The 18,586-nt window shown below is 41.8% G+C and carries 22 protein-coding genes and 1 riboswitch; of the genes, 3 read left to right on the top strand and 19 right to left on the bottom strand.

Going from position 1 to position 18,586, the window contains the following annotated elements; genetic code table 11:
* Window positions 1-5: 5 nt before the first annotated feature.
* The 8 genes from C6Y02_RS15935 to acpS form a co-directional block, all read right to left on the bottom strand.
* Window positions 6-407, bottom strand: coding sequence for an anti-sigma regulatory factor (locus C6Y02_RS15935; protein ID WP_034663954.1), 402 nt, complete (start codon window positions 405-407; stop codon window positions 6-8).
* 2 nt (window positions 408-409) lie between these two features.
* Window positions 410-778, bottom strand: a complete 369-nt coding sequence (rsbS, locus tag C6Y02_RS15930) for an RsbT antagonist protein RsbS (protein ID WP_003214235.1) — start codon at window positions 776-778, stop codon at window positions 410-412.
* Window positions 738-1,613 (bottom strand): RsbT co-antagonist protein RsbRA, encoded by an 876-nt coding sequence (locus tag C6Y02_RS15925; protein WP_045210228.1) that lies wholly within the window; start codon window positions 1,611-1,613, stop codon window positions 738-740. The genes rsbS and C6Y02_RS15925 overlap by 41 nt, the downstream gene beginning before the upstream one ends.
* Before the next feature lie 117 nt (window positions 1,614-1,730).
* Window positions 1,731-2,081 carry a type II toxin-antitoxin system endoribonuclease NdoA gene (gene ndoA / locus C6Y02_RS15920; protein WP_003214169.1) on the bottom strand — a complete coding sequence of 117 codons (351 nt, stop codon included), beginning with the start codon at window positions 2,079-2,081 and terminating at the stop codon, window positions 1,731-1,733.
* A gap of 4 nt (window positions 2,082-2,085) precedes the next feature.
* Complete coding sequence (locus C6Y02_RS15915) at window positions 2,086-2,367, bottom strand: hypothetical protein (protein WP_012008995.1); 282 nt, start codon at window positions 2,365-2,367, stop codon at window positions 2,086-2,088.
* Between the two features lie 293 nt (window positions 2,368-2,660).
* A complete protein-coding gene (alr, locus tag C6Y02_RS15910; RefSeq protein ID WP_106031677.1) occupies window positions 2,661-3,842 on the bottom strand; it encodes an alanine racemase in 1,182 nt (393 codons plus the stop codon).
* A 136-nt stretch (window positions 3,843-3,978) separates the two neighbouring features.
* Window positions 3,979-4,995, bottom strand: a complete 1,017-nt coding sequence (locus C6Y02_RS15905) for a LolA family protein (RefSeq protein ID WP_095286222.1) — start codon at window positions 4,993-4,995, stop codon at window positions 3,979-3,981.
* 160 nt (window positions 4,996-5,155) lie between these two features.
* Window positions 5,156-5,521, bottom strand: a complete 366-nt coding sequence (gene acpS, locus C6Y02_RS15900; RefSeq protein ID WP_106031676.1) for a holo-ACP synthase — start codon at window positions 5,519-5,521, stop codon at window positions 5,156-5,158.
* 94 nt (window positions 5,522-5,615) lie between these two features.
* On the opposite strand from acpS, the gene C6Y02_RS15895 reads away from it, so the two are divergent.
* Window positions 5,616-6,221: a rhomboid family intramembrane serine protease gene (locus C6Y02_RS15895; protein ID WP_106031675.1), complete on the top strand. Its 606-nt coding sequence runs from the start codon at window positions 5,616-5,618 to the stop codon at window positions 6,219-6,221.
* A gap of 56 nt (window positions 6,222-6,277) precedes the next feature.
* Here the strand turns inward: C6Y02_RS15895 and C6Y02_RS15890 are convergent, their stop codons facing one another.
* The 7 genes from C6Y02_RS15890 to C6Y02_RS15860 all read right to left on the bottom strand — a co-directional run bounded on the left by C6Y02_RS15890 (window position 6,278) and on the right by C6Y02_RS15860 (window position 13,728).
* A complete protein-coding gene (locus tag C6Y02_RS15890) occupies window positions 6,278-7,777 on the bottom strand; it encodes a PH domain-containing protein (RefSeq protein ID WP_106031674.1) in 1,500 nt (499 codons plus the stop codon).
* Window positions 7,767-8,246, bottom strand: coding sequence for a PH domain-containing protein (locus tag C6Y02_RS15885; protein WP_106031673.1), 480 nt, complete (start codon window positions 8,244-8,246; stop codon window positions 7,767-7,769). Before C6Y02_RS15885 ends, C6Y02_RS15890 begins: the two co-directional genes overlap by 11 nt.
* Before the next feature lie 112 nt (window positions 8,247-8,358).
* Window positions 8,359-9,849: a degradosome RNA helicase CshA gene (gene cshA, locus C6Y02_RS15880; RefSeq protein WP_142393578.1), complete on the bottom strand. Its 1,491-nt coding sequence runs from the start codon at window positions 9,847-9,849 to the stop codon at window positions 8,359-8,361.
* Window positions 9,850-10,014: 165 nt separating this feature from the next.
* A complete protein-coding gene (locus C6Y02_RS15875) occupies window positions 10,015-10,353 on the bottom strand; it encodes an avidin-fold protein (RefSeq protein WP_034663966.1) in 339 nt (112 codons plus the stop codon).
* Window positions 10,354-10,480: 127 nt separating this feature from the next.
* Window positions 10,481-11,173 (bottom strand): alpha/beta hydrolase, encoded by a 693-nt coding sequence (locus C6Y02_RS15870; RefSeq protein WP_034663968.1) that lies wholly within the window; start codon window positions 11,171-11,173, stop codon window positions 10,481-10,483.
* Window positions 11,174-11,199: 26 nt separating this feature from the next.
* The gene (locus C6Y02_RS15865) at window positions 11,200-12,564 is read right to left on the bottom strand and encodes a UDP-N-acetylmuramoyl-tripeptide--D-alanyl-D-alanine ligase (RefSeq protein WP_106031671.1); all 1,365 of its coding nucleotides are present in this window, start codon (window positions 12,562-12,564) and stop codon (window positions 11,200-11,202) included.
* A gap of 81 nt (window positions 12,565-12,645) precedes the next feature.
* Window positions 12,646-13,728: a D-alanine--D-alanine ligase gene (locus tag C6Y02_RS15860; protein WP_060595585.1), complete on the bottom strand. Its 1,083-nt coding sequence runs from the start codon at window positions 13,726-13,728 to the stop codon at window positions 12,646-12,648.
* 184 nt (window positions 13,729-13,912) lie between these two features.
* Between C6Y02_RS15860 and C6Y02_RS15855 the strand changes: the two genes are divergently transcribed.
* Window positions 13,913-14,233, top strand: a complete 321-nt coding sequence (locus C6Y02_RS15855) for a thioredoxin family protein (RefSeq protein WP_034663973.1) — start codon at window positions 13,913-13,915, stop codon at window positions 14,231-14,233.
* A 352-nt stretch (window positions 14,234-14,585) separates the two neighbouring features.
* On the top strand, window positions 14,586-14,735 hold the full coding sequence (gene fbpB / locus C6Y02_RS15850; RefSeq protein ID WP_003214266.1) for a Fur-regulated basic protein FbpB: 150 nt from the start codon (window positions 14,586-14,588) through the stop codon (window positions 14,733-14,735).
* A 103-nt stretch (window positions 14,736-14,838) separates the two neighbouring features.
* Here the strand turns inward: fbpB and C6Y02_RS15845 are convergent, their stop codons facing one another.
* From C6Y02_RS15845 to C6Y02_RS15830, 4 genes are all read right to left on the bottom strand, one after another.
* The gene (locus tag C6Y02_RS15845) at window positions 14,839-15,174 is read right to left on the bottom strand and encodes a hypothetical protein (protein ID WP_008359528.1); all 336 of its coding nucleotides are present in this window, start codon (window positions 15,172-15,174) and stop codon (window positions 14,839-14,841) included.
* 117 nt (window positions 15,175-15,291) lie between these two features.
* Window positions 15,292-16,059 carry an ABC transporter permease gene (locus C6Y02_RS15840; RefSeq protein WP_106031670.1) on the bottom strand — a complete coding sequence of 256 codons (768 nt, stop codon included), beginning with the start codon at window positions 16,057-16,059 and terminating at the stop codon, window positions 15,292-15,294.
* On the bottom strand, window positions 16,037-16,963 hold the full coding sequence (locus C6Y02_RS15835; RefSeq protein WP_106031669.1) for an ABC transporter ATP-binding protein: 927 nt from the start codon (window positions 16,961-16,963) through the stop codon (window positions 16,037-16,039). The genes C6Y02_RS15840 and C6Y02_RS15835 overlap by 23 nt, the downstream gene beginning before the upstream one ends.
* A 126-nt stretch (window positions 16,964-17,089) precedes the next feature.
* Window positions 17,090-18,331, bottom strand: a complete 1,242-nt coding sequence (locus C6Y02_RS15830) for a dicarboxylate/amino acid:cation symporter (protein WP_223256597.1) — start codon at window positions 18,329-18,331, stop codon at window positions 17,090-17,092.
* Window positions 18,332-18,408: 77 nt separating this feature from the next.
* A riboswitch (cyclic di-AMP (ydaO/yuaA leader) is annotated at window positions 18,409-18,542 on the bottom strand.
* Between the last annotated feature and the right edge of the window lie 44 nt (window positions 18,543-18,586).

Genomic DNA, 18,586 nt, shown 5'->3' with positions numbered 1-18,586 from the left:
CCCTCCTAGCGAAGCCACTTAACAGCTTTTATCTCCGTTCCTTGTTCTTGTGTAGAATCTAATTCAAAATCATCCATCAGTCTTCTGACTCCCGGAAGACCTGCTCCGAGTCCGCCTGATGTAGAAAAACCGTCTTCCATCACTTTACGTATATCCATGATGCCAGGCCCTTCATCGGCTGCAATGATTTTGAGTCCACGCTTTCCGCGCTCCATCACTTCTTCTATACAAATCTGACCTTTACCAGCGTATAAATAGATGTTTCGAGCTAGTTCAGAAATGGCCGTCGTAATTCTTGCTTGGTCAACTGTTCCAAATCCTAATTCTTTAGCAACATTTCGTCCCAGTTGTCTTGCCGCAACTATGTCCCATTCCGTCAAAATTTTCACACAGGATTGGTCTTTCATATCTATTCCCCCAATTCCCGCTTCAATGTCTCAAGCCCTTGTTCAAGATCTAATGCTGTCTGAATTTCTTCCAGTGATATACCAAGTTCAATCAGTGTTACAGCGACTGCCGGCTGTATTCCTGTTAATACAACTTTTGCCCCCATGAGCTTTGACATCGTGATGACATCGCCTAATACTTTTGCGATAAATGAATCGATCATATCAACAGATGTTAGGTCAATGACAACGCCGTTCGCTCCTGTTTCATGAATTTTATTCAGCAAGTCTTCTTGAAAGTGAAGGGCTGTTTGGTCATCAAGCTCCCACTGTATCGAAATTAGAAGACAATTATATAATTTTAAGATTGGAATCTTCGGGTGATTTCTCACTGGGTTTCCCCTCCAATGAAACAATTTTTCGATTTGTCATTTCTAAAGCAGTTTGAATTCCTTTTTGAAGGGTATTCTTTGTTGTAACTTGAGATAAATCAATTCCAAGGGTGACGATGGTTTGGGCGATTTCTGGGCGAATACCGACCAATAAGCATTTTGCACCTACTAATCTCACAGCCTCTGACGCTTGAATGATATGGTGTGCCACCATTGTATCGACGACAGGTACACCGGTGATGTCGATTAAGACCACCTGTGACCGATGCTTCACAACGCCATTTAACAGATTCTCCATGATCTTCTTCGCACGGTCTGTATCAATTGTTCCGACAAGAGGCATGACAGTGATGTGCTCAAACACCGGAATCAGCGGAGCAGAAAGTTCTTGTAACGCAATTTTTTGAAGGTTGACGGTTTTCTCCCATGAGATGGAGTAGTGATTCAATATTTCGTTATGAACTGGTGAGATGAACCGATCAATTTCCCATATGAGCTCATTACTTCCTTGTTCAGTATTTTTGTCACTGTTCATTTTGTGATATAAGTGTGAACGGATTTCCGTTAGCCCTTTTGCCAGTAACTTAAGTGATATACCCATTTGTACAATTTTTAAAGCAAAAGATTGCACTTTTTCTTCAAAATCCTCAGCATTCGCCTCTGAAAGGGATGCTAGAATAAGCTGGACATATTCGGAACAAATCGTTTCATACATTTTATCGTTTAGCATCATGTCCGTTTCTTCTTCTCCGAGTCGTTTGAAGATGTCAGTCCATTCTTTTTCTAATTCCTTTTGGTGCGCTCTCGCAAAAGCTAACACGATATGATTCGACATATTTTACCCCCTACATACATAAAAAACAATAACTTTCATTCTCTCTCCATTATAGCCTTAATAAAAAATGAACACAAAAAAAAGTTGCTCACAGGAGAGCAACCAAATATCACCATATTAAAAATCAATAAGAGCCAAACTAACTTGTAAGGCTTCATCAACCTTCTCCATCATCTCATCATCAAGATGTGTGATTTTATCTGTCAATCTTTGTTTATCGATTGTACGAATCTGTTCCAAAAGAATGACAGAATCTCGTTCAAAGCCGTAGCGCTTTGCATTGATTTCGACGTGAGTCGGTAATTTCGCTTTTTGTATTTGGGCTGTTATGGCTGCAACGATAGCAGTCGGGCTGAAGCGATTTCCAATGTCATTTTGAATCACCAATACTGGGCGAACCCCGCCCTGCTCGGAGCCAACAACAGGAGATAAATCAGCAAAGTAAACATCACCGCGTTTAACAATCAAATGTTTAACCCCCGCTGACTAATCGCTCAACTGTATTCTCAGCCTCAAACTCTGCGTATTGTGCCTCTGAAGAGATATTCAGATTAATTTTCGCCATCTCCATGTAGCCGCGTCTCATCGATTCACGATTTTGTCGAATATTACGTTCACGAATATACGTTTTTGTCGCTCGGTAGATCAATTCATTTCTTGTTACCTTATCCTGCTCTGCTACTCGTTCGATCTCAGACATTAAAGTCTCCGGCAGTCGAATCTTCATTTCGTTTGTTGCGCTGGATTCAGACAAAAAACATACACCTCCACAAAACTTACGGATACCGTATCGATCCATTCCAAGACTAATCATACCATTATTCAATGCACAAGCAAAGCTGTTTTTTCATGATTTCTTTTTAGAACATGAAGCGGCTCGCCACCCGTAAATCAAGATGATAATGGAGTTCCTCTTTCCCATTATACGCTTTTTTCCGAAAATCATACGGTATTTCCAAAATCTCTAAAAAAGGGAGAATGTTTACCCTACTTTTGTCGAATAAAAAAGAACGAAGTCAGTTTGACCATCGTTCTTTTGAACACTGTTTATAAAAAGCTTGGCCCGCTTTGAAGCAGCGGATTCCGTACATGCACTCTTTTGCCGTCCTCCATATATACTCTTGGGATGCGGTGGCCAATCGAGCAAGTGACTTCATAGTTAATGGTTTCAAGCCTTTTTGCGATTTCATCGACTGATACCATGTCTTCCCCTTGCTTACCAATTAAAACGACCGGCTCCCCTACTGGAAGATTGTCTTTCAGTTCAATCATGAATTGATCCATGCAAACCCTTCCTGCGATCTTCCGGCGCTTTCCGCCAACGAGCACTTCCGTTCCTGCCAGCTTCCTGATCCACCCATCTGCATAGCCGACTGGAACCGTGCCGATCCACGTATCTTGATTGGCTGTATACGTCGCCCCGTAGCTGACACTCTCACCCTTTTGAATGTGCTTCACATGGGCAAGCTTTGTATGAAGAGACATGGCTTCTTCCAGCTTGAAAGGCAATTCATCCTTGATTTCTTCTGACGGTGACAGCCCGTACATACTGATGCCGAAGCGAACCATATTAAACAAAACGTCTTTAAACCTTAGACCTGCTGCACTGTTGGCGCAATGAACGAGCAGCTTGTCCGTATGAAGCGGCTCGAGCAATGTTTGAAAGGTATCGACCTGCCGATCAAAGTAGGCCTCATCCTTTTCATCAGCTGTCGCAAAGTGAGTAAATACGCCTTCCAGCTGTAAATAAGAGTGTTCACTGACAAGCTTTTTCACTTCGTTCACTTGCTCTATCGTTTTCACACCTAATCGGTTCATTCCGCTGTCTATTTTCAAATGAAAACGTATAGGTTGTCCCATCTGTCCTTTCACCATTGTGGTGACTTCTCTCAGCCAATCGATGGAGTAAGCGGTCATGATGACATTGTATCGAACGGCGGCTTTGACATATTCCGGCGGTACGGCGCCGAGTACAAGAATCGGTGCTTTGATGCCTTTATTTCTTAAAGAGACGGCCTCATCTAAAAAGGCTACGGCTAATAAGTCTGCTCCTGCTTTGAGGGCAGCTCTTGCCACTTCTATATCTCCATGTCCATATGCATTGGCTTTCACCACAGCCATCAGTTGAACACTTTGACCAATATGATCTTTCATATGTGAAACATTATGCTTAATTGCTGTTAAATTAATTTCTGCCCATGTGTCTCTATAAAAGGCATTTGTGTCCATCCGTCACACTTCCCTATTGAATGATTCAATACCTTTATTATGATACTAAAAATCAAGAATAATGTGAAACAAATCAAAGAAAATCAGCCCTTGCATAGGGCTGATGTTTCATTTCCAAGGCTCTCGCCTGAGATATTTATTTAGCTGACTGGCCTTCTACACTCTTTGCAACCATCAAGAGCTCTTCCTTCGATAGATCACTTGAAGAAATCAAGTAGTCCACTCCGTCAGATGTCCATGAAAGGGATTGGTCTGTGAGAACCCCAACTGTCATGCCAAGGTCGACTGGCTCGCCGTTCATCGTCACAGGCGTAGATGCTTCAGCTACTCTCGCTTTTTCCTGAATGAGTGTGAAGGATTTCTTACCGCCATACGTCATCACATAACGTTTCCCAGCATCTGTCATCATTTCTTTCTCTTCCATCTTCTTCACGCCCTCTGGCATATCAACTGGCGTTTTCACCGCAAAGCTGTCAGATGAGTCTGCACTTGTGGCTACATCCATTTGAGAGAGTGTCATGTTTTTCTTCTCATCAAATGCATCTTTGTCAAAGGATTTATTGAATTCAAAGTGAGAGAATTCCACTTTCACCATTGGCTTTTTGTCGCTATCCAGTACTTTCACACTGGCAGGCGCCATTGTTTTTTTATGAAAGGTAATCTCTTGGGTAGGCAGCATTTGGTTGTGCTGATAATTGGTTTTGGTTTCGAACACATACTTTGATTCTTTCGCTTTGAACTGAGCTGCACTGTCATTTTTAATGTCCTTCACGAGTGACTCAAATAAGTAGACCTGACTGCTATTATTTGGCCAATCACTGTGGAAACGGAAGCTCTTGTTCAATGAAGGTGTCAGCACAAACACACCATTGCCATTTCTTAAAATGACTTGACTCTGATCCTTTTTCGGATTTTCTAAATAGACACGGTAAAGTTCCGGCTTCTTGTACCAAATTTCTACTCGATACTCCTGCGGGTCATTTCCTGTCTCAATGGTCATTTTTGCTTTGGCTTTGTATGATGTCATTTCCTCTGCCTTTTTGTTTAAATCTCCAACGATATCCTGCTGAGATTTTTGACCGCATGCGGAGAGAATCAGTACAAAAAGGATTCCCGTTACAAGCAAAACAAAGCTTTTTCTCACCCTTTTCAACCCCTTCGTTAATTGTGTTAAAAGGAAGAAACCGCTTGTTTGACTTTAACAGTACGCCTCAAGAGTTAACTGCGTACCGCGAACCATCAAAGCCTGTTAGCAACTCGCCCTTCCTTATCGCACTACCCAATATATGAAGGGGGGACAAACAATATGCAGACTAGCTTGACAACCTTTCAATTAAAACTTGTGCAGCAGCATATTCTTTCGTGTGAGTGATGGACACATGAACCTGGTCGCCCATCGTTTTCTTGCTTTTGATGAAAGGTTTTCCATGTTCGTCTTTCTGAATTTCCAAGTCATGAAAGCTTAAATGCCGGCCGATTCCCGTTCCGTAAGCTTTAGCGAAAGCTTCCTTTGCTACAAACCGTCCCGCCAAAAATTCCAGCCGCCTCTTTTCACTGAGTTCGTTAAAAATGTCTTGTTCACTTAACGTTAAAATTCGTTCTGGTAAACGAGGCTGTCTGTTAAGCACTCGCGCGAGCCGGTTGATTTCTACAATATCAATGCCTATTCCTTTGATCATGAGGTACCTCCTATGATACTCGTACTAATTTGGATGTTCTCTTCATAAACGTGTTACTATAAACTTACCATTATCTAGTCAAAAGGGGTTTGTTATGTTTATTCGAACGGAAAGCTTTCAACAATTTATTAGATCGTATCCAATCGTAACAACGATTCTTGCTTTGCAAATTGGTCTGTGGCTTCTATTTGCGATTCCTATCCCTCTTATACAGCTTGGTCACGACCATCTCGTCGGTTTCAATTATGGGGTAGCTGCCGGAGAATGGTGGCGGCTCGTCACACCTATTTTCCTTCACGGAAGTCTGACCCATATTTTGTTCAATTCTATGTCCTTGTTCTTATTCGCTCCAGCGCTTGAGTATTTGCTTGGGAAGGTTCGATTTCTGATCATCTATCTTGGTGCAGGGTTCATTGGCAATCTCGGAACCTATTGGGTAGAACCTTTAGAGTATGTACATGTCGGCGCTTCTGGTGCCATCTTCGGTTTGTTTGGCGTTTATTTATACCTTGTTCTATTTAAACCGCACATGATGGACCGCGGCAATTCTCAGGTGATCATAACGATTCTTGCAGTCTCTGTCATCATGACTTTCGTTAACTCAAACATCAATATTATGGCTCACTTATTTGGATTGATCGGCGGCATGCTCCTAGCACCTCTTACGCTATTTTTCCATTCAAAAAAAAGACGCTACTAACCTCATAAAAAATGTCGATCACTCCTATGAACGGGAAGCTGATCGACATTTTTTGTTTAAGAAGATTTATTTTTTTCATACGAATACCAATCCATTACACGTGCAGCATCTTCTTCCTCAAGGTGATGCACACCAAAGGAATCAAGTAGCGCAGAGGATTTCACAAAGGTGTGAATACTCGCCAATCGGCCTTTCTTTTGGAAGAAAGATTGCGTCATCGTATAGTTTTGCATTCGTTTTCTCAAGACAATGCCAGTGGTTTTGCCAATGCCTCTTGATGTCAGTTGAATCAATGGATCTTTGATCGTATAGCCTGATTGTTTATAAGCTAAATAGCCAAAAACCAAAGCAATAGGAAGCGGAATAAGTGCCAAATACCCCCATGGCGGAAAACGTACAGATAGGATCACGCCGACAAGTAATGGCACAAAGCCGTAAGAGATCAGGTAGCGTTTGAGTGAACGCTTTGGCACCTTTTTCAGTTCAGCTTCTGGCGCCAAGTGATAATGATCTGTGAATTGAGACAGCAGTTCGCTGATTTTTTTCTTTCGAATCAGCGGAAATAAGACGGAAGAGGTTTCTTTTTCTGTAATAGAACCTCCTGCACTCACAAGCATCACCGTCGCAAAGCCAAAAGGCTCACGGAGAATATTTTCTTTGATTTTCACTGCTTGAATTCTCGCAAGTGGAATGGTCATTTGATGCCTCTCGATGAGCCCTCTTGTGATGATGATGTCTTTCCCTTTTCGTTTTGCGGTAAAATTCGCATATTGGAGGGCTGTTACCCCAACACTAAGAATCCACGCAATCAATACGGCAAGAAATATGAGAATCGCATAAATCTCAACACTCGCATGACTTAAAAAAGAGAACCGCTTGACGAATCCGTCCAAAGGAAGAATTTCATCAATTTGTGTGTAAATGGCGAGACACCCGGAAATAATGACTCCGATTCCGCTTGAAGTGGTCGCAGCCAAAAGCAGCTCTGGTACACCCATCCGATAGGAAACATTCATTTCTTCTTCTACAGGTTGTTGCGCTGTCAGAGGATCATGCAGAACATCCCCATTTTCACCCAACACCTCTTCTTGCTGCAAGCTTTTCTTCCGGTTGAAAATTGATTGCTTTAATTGTTCCGCTTCTGCTTTTGTAATCGCCGTCAGGCTCACTTCCGGACCGTCCGTTCCGCCTGCTGTTTCGATTTGGACCCGCACCAAGCCGAAAATCCGCTGGAAGATACCTTCACTTGTATTCACGGTTTGAATTCGTTCTAACGAAATATATTTTTTCTTTTTTGTGATGACGCCCGATTCCACGCGAAATTCATCATCTTCCATCCGGTAGGTGAATCGCCTCCATGCTAAAACGGTTGAAACAGCTTTCCATAAAAGAAGCACACCAAGAATGATAAATGCATAAAAACGAATGCTCGAATTCGAGTTCACAAAAATAAGCACGAAAAAAGGGATAATGAAGTTTTTGATCATGGATACGGCATCTGATATAAAATCAATGAACATCGAGATTGGATGTACACGTTTTGGTTCAGACATCATCTTCCGTCACCCTTGCTAAACGAGATATGTAATCACGAAGCTCATCTGCTTCTTCTAATTCTAGCGCCGGTATATCATGAACTGTAGCAGCAGTCGATATTTGAACAGATGCCAAACGGTAGCGCCTTAAAAGCGGCCCTTGCGATGTATCGACATGCTGGACTCGCACCATCGGTACAATCACACGTGTGATGCGAATGAGTCCATGCTGAATTTCAATTTCATTTTCGAATACTTCGTAGCGCCAGATGCGATGACGGATTTTCGGTATAAGCCAAATGCCAAAAATGACCTGTAAGACCCATAAACCGACGAGGATGGCCCCAATCCAATATGGCCATTGAAAATAATAACTAGCAATAAATACCCCAATGATGATGAGTAAGAAAATCAATGAGATAATTCCATTTTGAAGACGCCATACCTTTAATCCATTTAAGCTAATTTGACGTTGCGGCTGTTTTCTCACATTCTTCCCCCATTCTCTTACTTTTCTATCAATATATTACGAAACAGAGCCTAAAAAGTTTCAATAAGCCTGTTAAAAAAAGCGAACCCTGCAAAGGATTCGCTCTTGTATGTTAGTTGTTATAAGATTTCTTTTGACGACGATCGTTAGAAGAACGATTGCGGTCATTTGATGAACGCTTTTTATCACCGTAAGATGAACGGCTTTTCCCGCGATAGCCGCCTCCTCCGCCGCCGTCTCTACGTTTAGAAGAGCTGCGGTTGTTGCGATTGCGTTTTGAAATCATTGGTGCTTCATCTGTCAAACGAACAGGCGTTGCATCTGGCTCTTTTGTCATCATTTTGATGGCAGCCGCAACCACTGTGACAGAATCATTATCTTCTAGCAATTCAGCAGCAGCTGTCATGTAGAAGTTTAAGTTGTTTTCACTGATGATTGTGCGCAGACGATCAATGGTTACTTGCTGTTGACCTTCAATTGCTTCATCTAGAGTTGGTTCTTTCATACGTTCCATTTTACGTTTAGTCGTTTGCTCAATCGCACGAAGCATATCTTTTTCACGCGGTGTGATAAATGTCACCGCCATACCTGTACGTCCAGCACGGCCTGTACGTCCAATACGGTGTACGTAGCTCTCTGGATCTTGTGGCACGTCAAAGTTATACACGTGTGTTACGCCTGAGATATCAAGTCCACGTGCTGCAACGTCTGTTGCTACAAGCACATCGATTGAACCTTCTTTGAATTTACGAAGCGCAACCATACGTTTCGCTTGTGTCAGGTCACCATGAATTCCTTCAGCTGTATAACCTCTAAGGTTAAGTGCTTCTGTCAATTCGTCAACTCGGCGCTTCGTACGGCCGAAGACAATTGAAAGCTCAGGTGATTGAATGTCAAGAAGACGAGTCAATGTATCAAACTTCTTACGCTCGTGGATATCCAAGTAGAACTGTTGGATGTTAGAGACTGTCATTTCTTTCGCTTTTACTTTTACATGTTCTGGGTTGGTCATGAAACGTTCTGCAATGTGCTTAATTGGTGCAGGCATTGTCGCAGAGAATAAAAGTGTTTGGTGTTCACTTGGTACATTTGAAAGGATCGATTCAATGTCTTCGATGAAACCCATGTTTAGCATTTCGTCTGCTTCATCTAGCACAACTGTTTCAACATTTTGAAGACGCATTGTACGACGGTTAATGTGATCGAGTAAACGTCCTGGAGTCCCTACGATGATATGAGGATTTTTCTTGAGCGAACGGATTTGGCGGCCGATATCTTGTCCACCGTAAATCGGAAGTACGCGCGCACGCTTGTCTTGGCCAATTTTGTATAGCTCTTCAGATACTTGAATCGCTAATTCTCTTGTTGGCGCAATGATAATCGCTTGGATATTTGGAGACGCTGGGTCGATTTTTTCTACAAGAGGAATACCAAATGCTGCAGTTTTTCCTGTTCCTGTTTGTGCTTGTCCAATGACATCTTTATTCTGAAGACCGAGAGGAATTGTTTCCGCTTGAATCGGTGTTGCTTCTTCAAATCCCATGCGGTTAATAGCTTTCATGAGACTTTCGCTTAATTGAAAATCTTGAAACGTTATAGTCAAATTATTCAAACTCCTTCTAATTGCTGTTTCAGTAATCTCGTGAATGATCATTAAAAACTGCCCTTTTCCGAAAGGACAGGTCCATTATATACAAAGCCCGAATTACCCTACCTTATATCTTACCATTACACTATTTGTTTTTCAACAAGACAGAAATGGATATATCTACTGTTCCACAATGACAGATTCACCATCACTTTGATCTCCATCCATCCATTTCCACTTTTCGAACAGTTGAATTTTTCCGTTATCCAACTGCTTAGGTGTAGAATTGCAAGACCCGCTTCTCATGCTGCCGTCTTTGCTGACATGGTGGTACCTAAAATGAAGTGTTCCATCCTCATTCACAGTTCCTACAAGTACGCCAGATACAATACTGCCGCCTTGATATGTGCCCGTTAATATATTCCCGTCCTGACGATATTGAAATATGGTTCCTGCCGATACTTCTCCGTTACTCGAATTAGACTGCGGGACAAAGGTTTTTCCGTCATAATGAAACAACCGAATCAACCACCTTTTCTTTCCTATTGTACCATAGGCTTGTCACTCATTCGACAAAAACGATGCAATTTTTAACAAGTGGGATTCAATTTATATTAGTTTAGCCACATTTTCGCTTTTCTATAGATTAAATTGTTTTTTTTAGAAATTGCTCTACTTTTTCAAACAATTGCTGTGCACATGGCTCGTGACAAACATGGTGTTTACAATCAGGTAAATAAAACATTTCTTTCTGACGAGACGGGATTTTATGATCAATAAATTCTGCACTTGAAGCGGGCACAATCCCATCACTTTCACCTTGGACAATTAACACAGGGAGGTGAAGCTTCTCAAGGGAGCTCTTCGTTTGCTTCACCAGCTTCATAAATTCTACAGCAGCTGACAGCGGCGTGCTCGTTAGCTTATGGCGGTATCTATCATACAAAGGATTCGTATCAATCAGCCCAGACAATGATTCCTTCAGCATCTGCCTTGTGTCTTGAATCATTTGTTTTGGATTCACATATTTAGCCGCAGCACTTAAAAGAACGAGACGAGCAACCGGATACTTCGCTGCAAGATAAGAAGCGATCATTCCTCCCATGGAAAAGCCGATCAAAAAAATAGTGTCGCATGTTCGGTAAAGAGATAGCAGTTCTAATTCAGCTGTTGCAATCCATTCTTGATAGAAAATGCCTTTGAGCTGAAGCTCATCCCCATGCCCCGGAAGCGTGACTGACTGAACGTTCCAATCTGTCTTCTGCTTTAAATATTGCGCCAGCGGTTCCACTTCATAGGGGGCGCCAGTGAATCCATGTATACATAGACAGCCAATCATTCTGTCACCTTCTTTGCGCTCACTCTTTATAGTGCAGTAATGACTTCTTCTAATCTCATGCCGCGTGAGGCTTTGACTAGAACAACATCGTCAGGACCTGCTACGTCAGCAAGTTTTTTCTTCAGTTCCTCTTTGTCCATAAATGAGAACACGCGCGCGTCACCGAATGATTGCTTTGCTCCTTCAGCGATGAATGCACCTAGGCGGCCATACGTCATCACATGATCAATAAATTCAGGCTTGATGTAGCGGCCTAGTTCATAATGATACGTTTCTTCTTCGCTGCCCATCTCGAGCATGTCTCCAAGGACAAGAATGCGATTAGCGAAGCCGTCCATATCTCCTACAAGATCAATTGCAGCTTTCATGGAAGTAGGACTTGCATTATACGCATCATTGATAACAGTGATTCCTTTCTCTGTTTTAAACAGCTCAAGACGCATCCCTGTCAACTTTGTTTGCATGAGTCCTTGGGCGATTTGTCTTTCATTCAGTCCAAAGTGCTGGCCTATGGCAATTGCCGCAAGGGCATTTTTCACATTATGTTTCCCTAATACAGGAATGAGAAACCCCTGAGCATACCCTTCGACTTGAAATTCAGTTCCTTCTGCAAGCTGGTTGATATGCGTTACCTTGATATCACAGTCCTCTGCTTCTCCAAAGGTTTTCACACGCTGCGAAAGTGCAGTCGCTCTCTCGCGCAGCAAGGGTTCATCTCCTAAGTAATAAAAGATGCCATCCTCTTTTAATCCTTTTGTGATTTCACATTTTGCATCAGCAATGGCTTCTCTTGATCCCAAATCTTGCATATGAGATTCTCCAATATTGGTGATGACTGCTGCATCAGGCTCAGCGAGTTTTGACAAAAACTCGATCTCACCTTTTGCACTCATCCCCATCTCCAACACAGCAATATCTGTTCCTTCCGGCATTGCAAGAATGGTGAGAGGTAGACCGATATGATTATTAAAGTTACCATCTGTTTTATGAACTTGGTAAGCCGTTTGTAAGACGGAATGAATCATGTCTTTCGTTGTGGTTTTCCCATTACTTCCTGTAATACCGACAACACGAGGTTTTTCTTCTTTCAAGTATGATTTTGCCAGCTGTTGAAGTGCTGCCAGTGTATCCTCTACAAGAATGACAGGTACACCGAACGGTGGATTGGCTTCTTTTTGATTCCAAAGAACAGCTGCGGCTCCAAGCTCCACTGCTTTAGAAGCAAATGTGTGACCGTTAAAATGTTCTCCAATTAGGGGGATAAACAATGCACCTTTTGATACTTTTCGTGTATCTGTTGTCACTCCGAGAATTTGCTCTTCGCCAAAAGCTTGATTAGATAGTGTCCCACCAGCCATTTGGGCGATTTGTTTCACTGTACGTTTGATCATGATTTTTTCGCCTCTCTTTCTCATTTCACGTTTGAAGGAAAAGAGACACTACCTAAGGATAGTGTCTGCTTGTTGCTCACATTAAAAAGTCGTTTTAATGGTTTGTTTTTCTTGATGGCGTTCAATTGCAAGTGACACTAGCTTTTCAATCAGCTCTGGATACTCTACACCAGTGTGTTTCCAAAGCAGCGGGAACATACTAAATGGTGTGAATCCAGGCATTGTATTCACTTCATTGATCAACACTTCGCCTTTTTCTGTGAGGAAGAAGTCTGCACGTACAAGACCAGAACCATCGAGGGCTTTAAATGCCTTAATCGCCATATCATGAATCGTCTTGTATTCATCCTCTGACACACTTGCAGGAATGATCAAATCTGTATCGCCATCTTCATATTTTGCTTTGTAGTCATAAAAATCTGTTTTAGGTGCAATTTCACCAACGACAGAGCATTTCGGCTCGTCATTTCCTAATACACCAATTTCGATTTCTCTTCCAACGACGCCTTCTTCGACGACCACACGACGATCATATTGGAAAGCCAAATCGAATGCGGTTTGCAGCTCTTCTTTGCTGCGGCATTTGCTAATTCCAACACTTGACCCCATGTTGGCAGGTTTCACAAAGCATGGATAGCCAAGTATTTGTTCCACCTGTTCTAAGCTGTCTGGTGTGGCCTTTTCATAGTCTTTTTTATTGAAGGAAAGGTGCTTTGCTTGTGCAAGTCCTGCTTGAGCAAAAACATCTTTCATCATGACTTTATCCATACCCGCTGCAGAAGCAAGAACACCGTTGCCGACATACGGGATATTTAGCAGTTCAAGTAATCCTTGCATCGTTCCATCTTCACCATTTGGCCCGTGCAGCAATGGGAAGACAACATCAATCTTCTCATCAGCAGATGCAGGCTGCGGGAACATGCTTTCATTTAAAGAAGTTGGTAAAAACGTCTTTGCGTTCTGTTCAAATTGAAGCATTTTGACGTTTGAAACTGGTTCAGTGAGTTTTTCTCCTCTTAGCCATTCGCCCTCTTCTGTAATATAAATTGGATGTATATCGAACTTCTCAGTGTTAAGTGCTTTTGTAACTGCAAGGGCTGTTTGCAGTGATACATTATGTTCGGCTGACTTTCCGCCGTAAATCAATCCTAAACTTATTTTCAATGGATACTCCCCCCACTAAAATTCATCTTTACTATCTTATCACTTTCAAGCAAAAATGCTCTAATTAATTTTTGTTGTTACGGAATTGAAATGATTTGTAAAGGTTGTAAGCGCCTCCCGAGCATTTGTATGTCATTCGCCATTATTTTATATTAAAATGACATTGAAAAGGAGTTGTGACAAATTGAAAAAAATCACAAGTACTGAACAATTCAATGAAATCATTCAATCTGACAAAGAAGTCATCGTTAAATTCTTTGCAACATGGTGTCCTGACTGTACAAGAATGGACATGTTCATTCCAGACATCTTAGAGGCTTATGCTCACCATGAATGGTTTGAAATAAACAAAGATGATTTCCCTGAATTAGCAGAAACGTATCAGGTCATGGGTATTCCAAGCCTGTTAATTTTCAAAAATGGCGAAAAAACAGGTCATTTACACAGCGCAAACGCAAAATCACCTGAAGAAGTGACAGAGTTTCTTCAAGGGCACGTTTCTTAATTGGTTAAACGAAGGACATCAGCAAACGCTTGCTGGTGTCTTTTTTTCTTCTCACATCTCTTACATCAAATCTCTCCATAAGACGAGTTGCACATCCAAAACGTTTCAATGAGCGAAAGAATGTTTTATATAGATGTTTCACTTACGACAAGAAATGACAGGAATTATTTCCTGGGAAAGAATGAGCGTCGACTAGGCTTCGAATTTGTCGGTTGTGTGAATTTTCTGAATAGATTCTTTACTTCTGACATTTCGCTTTGTATAATAGAGTTGCCAATTGATAATGATTATCAATTTCATCTATGTGAAATCCTATAGACGTCTATACTTATATAAAGGAGCGATGAGTCACATGTCTAAGAAGAAAATCAAAACATATCAGCAATTGATTGAAGAGAACAAGAAGGCCATCATGCGCGACCCTAAAATGATGGAAAGTATATACGAAACAATCGACAAAAAGCATCAGAAGCAGCTTGCAGCTGCTGGACGTGAATCATAAACATAAGACGAGCAGTCACAGCTGGCTGCTCGTCTCTTTTGTCTTTTTCAACAGAAAGAAAAAAGCCGATAAAATCTATGATGTGATTTTATCGGCTTTTGTTTTAATGTGATTTCGCTACACGGTCCTGCTTCATTCCTAAATAAATGAGCATATATGTGAGATAACCCATTGTCATTGTTAAACCACCGAAGAAGAACTGAGAAAAGACAGGCTCCTCAAATGTTGTGACGGCAGCAAGAATGATCCAGCTCGCATATAAATAAACCATGAACCATTTCATGTTTCTTTTAAGTGTATACAGAAAGAAAAGACCCGCTAACGAAAAGATCCCCAGCGCTAGTCTGAAATAAACAAGATGATCAAACTGGAAGGCAAAAGACACAAACGAAAACGACAGCAGCAACAAAATTGGTAAAGCCGTAATGAAATTTTTCACGATAGTGCCACCTCCAAGACTCCATCTTATTATAAGACAAAATCAGCCGGTTATCGTGAAATACAGACTCGTTTTCACAAATATGTCACGAATTTTTCTTGTTATTTGACACAATTTTTACACATTTACATCACGTTTCCAAAAAAGAACCCAAGCCGTGCCAACAAAGAAAACAAAATGCGCCCCCACTATAAATAGAGAAAACAAAGGGCTCATGCCATGGAAGGGCGGCGGTCCTTGAAAGCTGTACTGAGTAAAGTCCGTATTAGCAAAAAGCAGGATTTTCCCCCATTGATTTTCTAAAAGAGACATTATAGGCACAAGTGATTTCGCTGCATATAAAACAAAAAACGAGGTCACAAGCGCAACGAGGCTGTTCCTAAACAAGCTGGAACACATAAAAGCGAAGCTTGCCATCATGATTACTTCCACCCACTGAGATCCGATAACAGCATACGTATGCTGAAATAATCGTCCCGTACTTTCATCAAATTCAGTACCAAAGAAAATAAGGCCAAATAAAAAAGCTAATACATAATAAAAAACAAACAAATATATGATCGTCAGCACAAGTGTGATGTATTTTGACAGAAAAATTTGCAGCCTTGTTTTGGGCCGGATCAATAAAAACTTGATCGTCCTTTTTTGAAACTCTGTTGAGATCAAGGTTGCGCCAATGACAACAGCGAGCACCTGTAAAATAAACACGACGTTCGTGGAATAAGCAAAATAATTGGCGACAGTGTCTTGTCCACCAAAGCTGGAAATGACTCGTTTCAACGCTAGAGCCATCGCCAATTGAAAAACAACGATCAATCCAAGAGCAATGAATGTGATCTTTTTCCTCATAATTTTCTTATGCTCATTCTTGATGAGTTGAAGCATCTGCCGTCCCGCCTTCCGTCCATTTCATAAATGCCTCTTCAATTGATGGCTTTTGAGGCGTCATTTCAAGTACATCAAACCCAGCCAGAACAAGCTGTTTGTTCAGCTCAGGCACTTGTTCTTTGTTCAATTGAAGTAATACACGCGCTCCATTTCGTTCATATGTATAGGCCTGCGTGTCGAGCCACGAAACCACCTTTTCCACTGGCTGAATATTCATGAGTATCTGTTCTTTCCCCTCCATGTCCCGGAGCTTCGCACTGGCTTTGATTTGTCCTTTTTGAATGATGATCATGCGGTCACATAGCTCTTCTACCTCATGCAATAAATGTGTGGCAAATAAGACGGACGTTCCTTCTTCTCGTACTAGTGTTTGCAAGTGCTCCCTGAATTCCTTCATACCTGCAGGATCAAGTCCATTTGTCGGTTCGTCTAAAATCAGCAGGTTCGGCTGATGTAATATGGCTTGTGCAATCCCAAGCCTTTGTTTCATCCCCAGTGAATACGTCTTCACCTTCTGATGAATGGCGTGCTCCAGACGAACTCTTTTCACCACTTCCTGCATTCGTTCCTCAGTCACTCCATCGTGCATCGCCGCATACAGTTCAAGGTTTTCAAAGCCTGTTAAATAAGAATAAAATTCGGGATTTTCTATAATTGCACCAACAGATGACATCGCGTGTAGAAAATCCTCATCCTGTGAATATCCATTGATTATGATTCGGCCATTGTTTTTTTTCATCAAGCCAACGATCAAACGAATCAAGGTTGTTTTTCCAGACCCATTTGGCCCAAGTAAGCCGACGATTTCTCCCTTCCCTATTTCTATAGATATATCTTGTAAGATCATTTTCCGGCCAATTCGTTTATCGACTTTCTCTACTTTTAGAACAGCAGACTCCAACGTGGTTCCTCCTTCTGATGTAAAGCCTATGGCGGTAAATAAGACCGCTCATTCTGTTAAAAGTATACCACGCAAGACAAGGGGCCCATGAAAAAAAGGACTGATCGAGTCAGCCCTTCTTTTACATTACATGGATAGGTTCGGTGATGCTGCGTCTTTCTCGTGTTTTTTCTCCGTTTCTGTCACAATCACCGCACATGCTGCGTCACCTGTAATATTGACAACGGTTCTTGCCATATCTAATAAGCGGTCTATGCCAAGGATGAGCGCAATGCCTTCAACAGGCAGATTCACAGAGTTCAGTACCATAGCGAGCATGATGAGCCCAACTCCTGGCACACCCGCTGTGCCGATACTTGCTAAGACAGCCGTTAAGACAACCGTCAGCATTTGGACAAGCGTCAGTTCAACTCCATATACTTGCGCGATAAAAATGGTCGCGACCCCTTGCATAATCGCTGTGCCGTCCATATTAATGGTTGCACCAAGCGGCTGTACAAAGCTTGAAATCGGCTCTGGCACCTTCAAACGTTTCTGGGCTGTTTCCATTGAGACTGGCAGGACTGCGTTACTGCTTGATGTACTAAATGCGACAACCATTGCTGGAGAAAATCCTTTGAAAAACGCCATCGGATTTCGCTTCGCTAAAATGGCGACAGTTGACCCATAAGTCAGGAAGAAATGCAGCACGAGCGCAACTAATACGACCGAGAAATAGAGGCCCATCGCTTTCATCGCATCAAATCCCTGGCTGCCAATTGCGGTTGCGATCAAACCGAATGTTCCGTACGGTGCGAACTTCATCACTATGCCGACAAGAAACATCATTAATTCATTTCCTTGTTCAAACAGCTTTAGCAAACCTTCCGTCTTCTTCCCAAGCATGGCAATGCCAAGGCCTAAAAACACACAAAAGACGATGATTTGAAGCATGTTTCCTTCAACTAAAGATTGGACTGGATTGGTTGGAATGATGTTGAGTAGTGTTTCTGCCATTGATGGGGCTTCCTCTGCGGAATAATCAGCCGCTTTCGTATCAAAATTACCGAATGCTCCCGGCTTGATCAATAAGGCTAATGAAATGCCAATGATGATGGCAAAAGTAGTAGTAAGTAGAAAATAAGTAATGGTTTTTGCGCCGATTCTGCCAAGCTTTTTCGGATCACCTAGACCTGCTACACCTAGTGTGATGGAAAAGAATACGATCGGCACTACTAACATTTTAATCAAGTTTAAGAAGATTTGACCTAGAGGTGTGAATAGATAAGGATCTAACACTTTGAATACATTTGGAGCGAAAATGTTAAGCAAAAGTCCCGTGATTGCACCTGCAATAAGGGCAATAATAATTTTTGTAGCCAGCTTCAATAAAATCTCCCCTTCCTCGTCAAAAAGACCCACGAGAGAGTTTTCTCGTGGGTCTGCGTGTCCTTACATATACCACCGTTTACTCTCTTCACGCCGATGAGGTTAGCTGACGGGTTAGGACGAAGAGATGTCCTTTTTTCTCAACAGAGAAAAATTCACCCCAAAATAGTGGGTCCCCCATTCCTTTAGAAGGATTAAGCGTGTGGTTATTATGATATTTTCATACTATTTATACCTTATTTTTAGAAAATTGTA

Origin of the sequence: Bacillus sp. NMCC4 (assembly GCF_002998555.1) — a bacterium.
Classification (GTDB): domain Bacteria; phylum Bacillota; class Bacilli; order Bacillales; family Bacillaceae; genus Bacillus.
The sequence above is the reverse complement of the archived record's forward strand: the minus strand, read 5'-3'. Positions and strand labels throughout refer to the sequence as shown.

Bases quoted from the DNA above. Each gene is read 5' to 3' on its own strand.
- C6Y02_RS15935 (WP_034663954.1), bottom strand. From the start codon at position 407: ATGAAAGACCAATCCTGTGTGAAAATTTTGACGGAATGGGACATAGTT.
- C6Y02_RS15925 (WP_045210228.1), bottom strand. From the start codon at position 1,613: ATGTCGAATCATATCGTGTTAGCTTTTGCGAGAGCGCACCAAAAGGAA.
- alr (WP_106031677.1), bottom strand. From the start codon at position 3,842: ATGGACACAAATGCCTTTTATAGAGACACATGGGCAGAAATTAATTTA.
- acpS (WP_106031676.1), bottom strand. From the start codon at position 5,521: ATGATCAAAGGAATAGGCATTGATATTGTAGAAATCAACCGGCTCGCG.
- C6Y02_RS15895 (WP_106031675.1), top strand. From the start codon at position 5,616: ATGTTTATTCGAACGGAAAGCTTTCAACAATTTATTAGATCGTATCCA.
- C6Y02_RS15890 (WP_106031674.1), bottom strand. From the start codon at position 7,777: ATGATGTCTGAACCAAAACGTGTACATCCAATCTCGATGTTCATTGAT.
- C6Y02_RS15870 (WP_034663968.1), bottom strand. From the start codon at position 11,173: ATGATTGGCTGTCTATGTATACATGGATTCACTGGCGCCCCCTATGAA.
- C6Y02_RS15865 (WP_106031671.1), bottom strand. From the start codon at position 12,564: ATGATCAAACGTACAGTGAAACAAATCGCCCAAATGGCTGGTGGGACA.
- fbpB (WP_003214266.1), top strand. From the start codon at position 14,586: ATGTCTAAGAAGAAAATCAAAACATATCAGCAATTGATTGAAGAGAAC.
- C6Y02_RS15840 (WP_106031670.1), bottom strand. From the start codon at position 16,059: ATGCTTCAACTCATCAAGAATGAGCATAAGAAAATTATGAGGAAAAAG.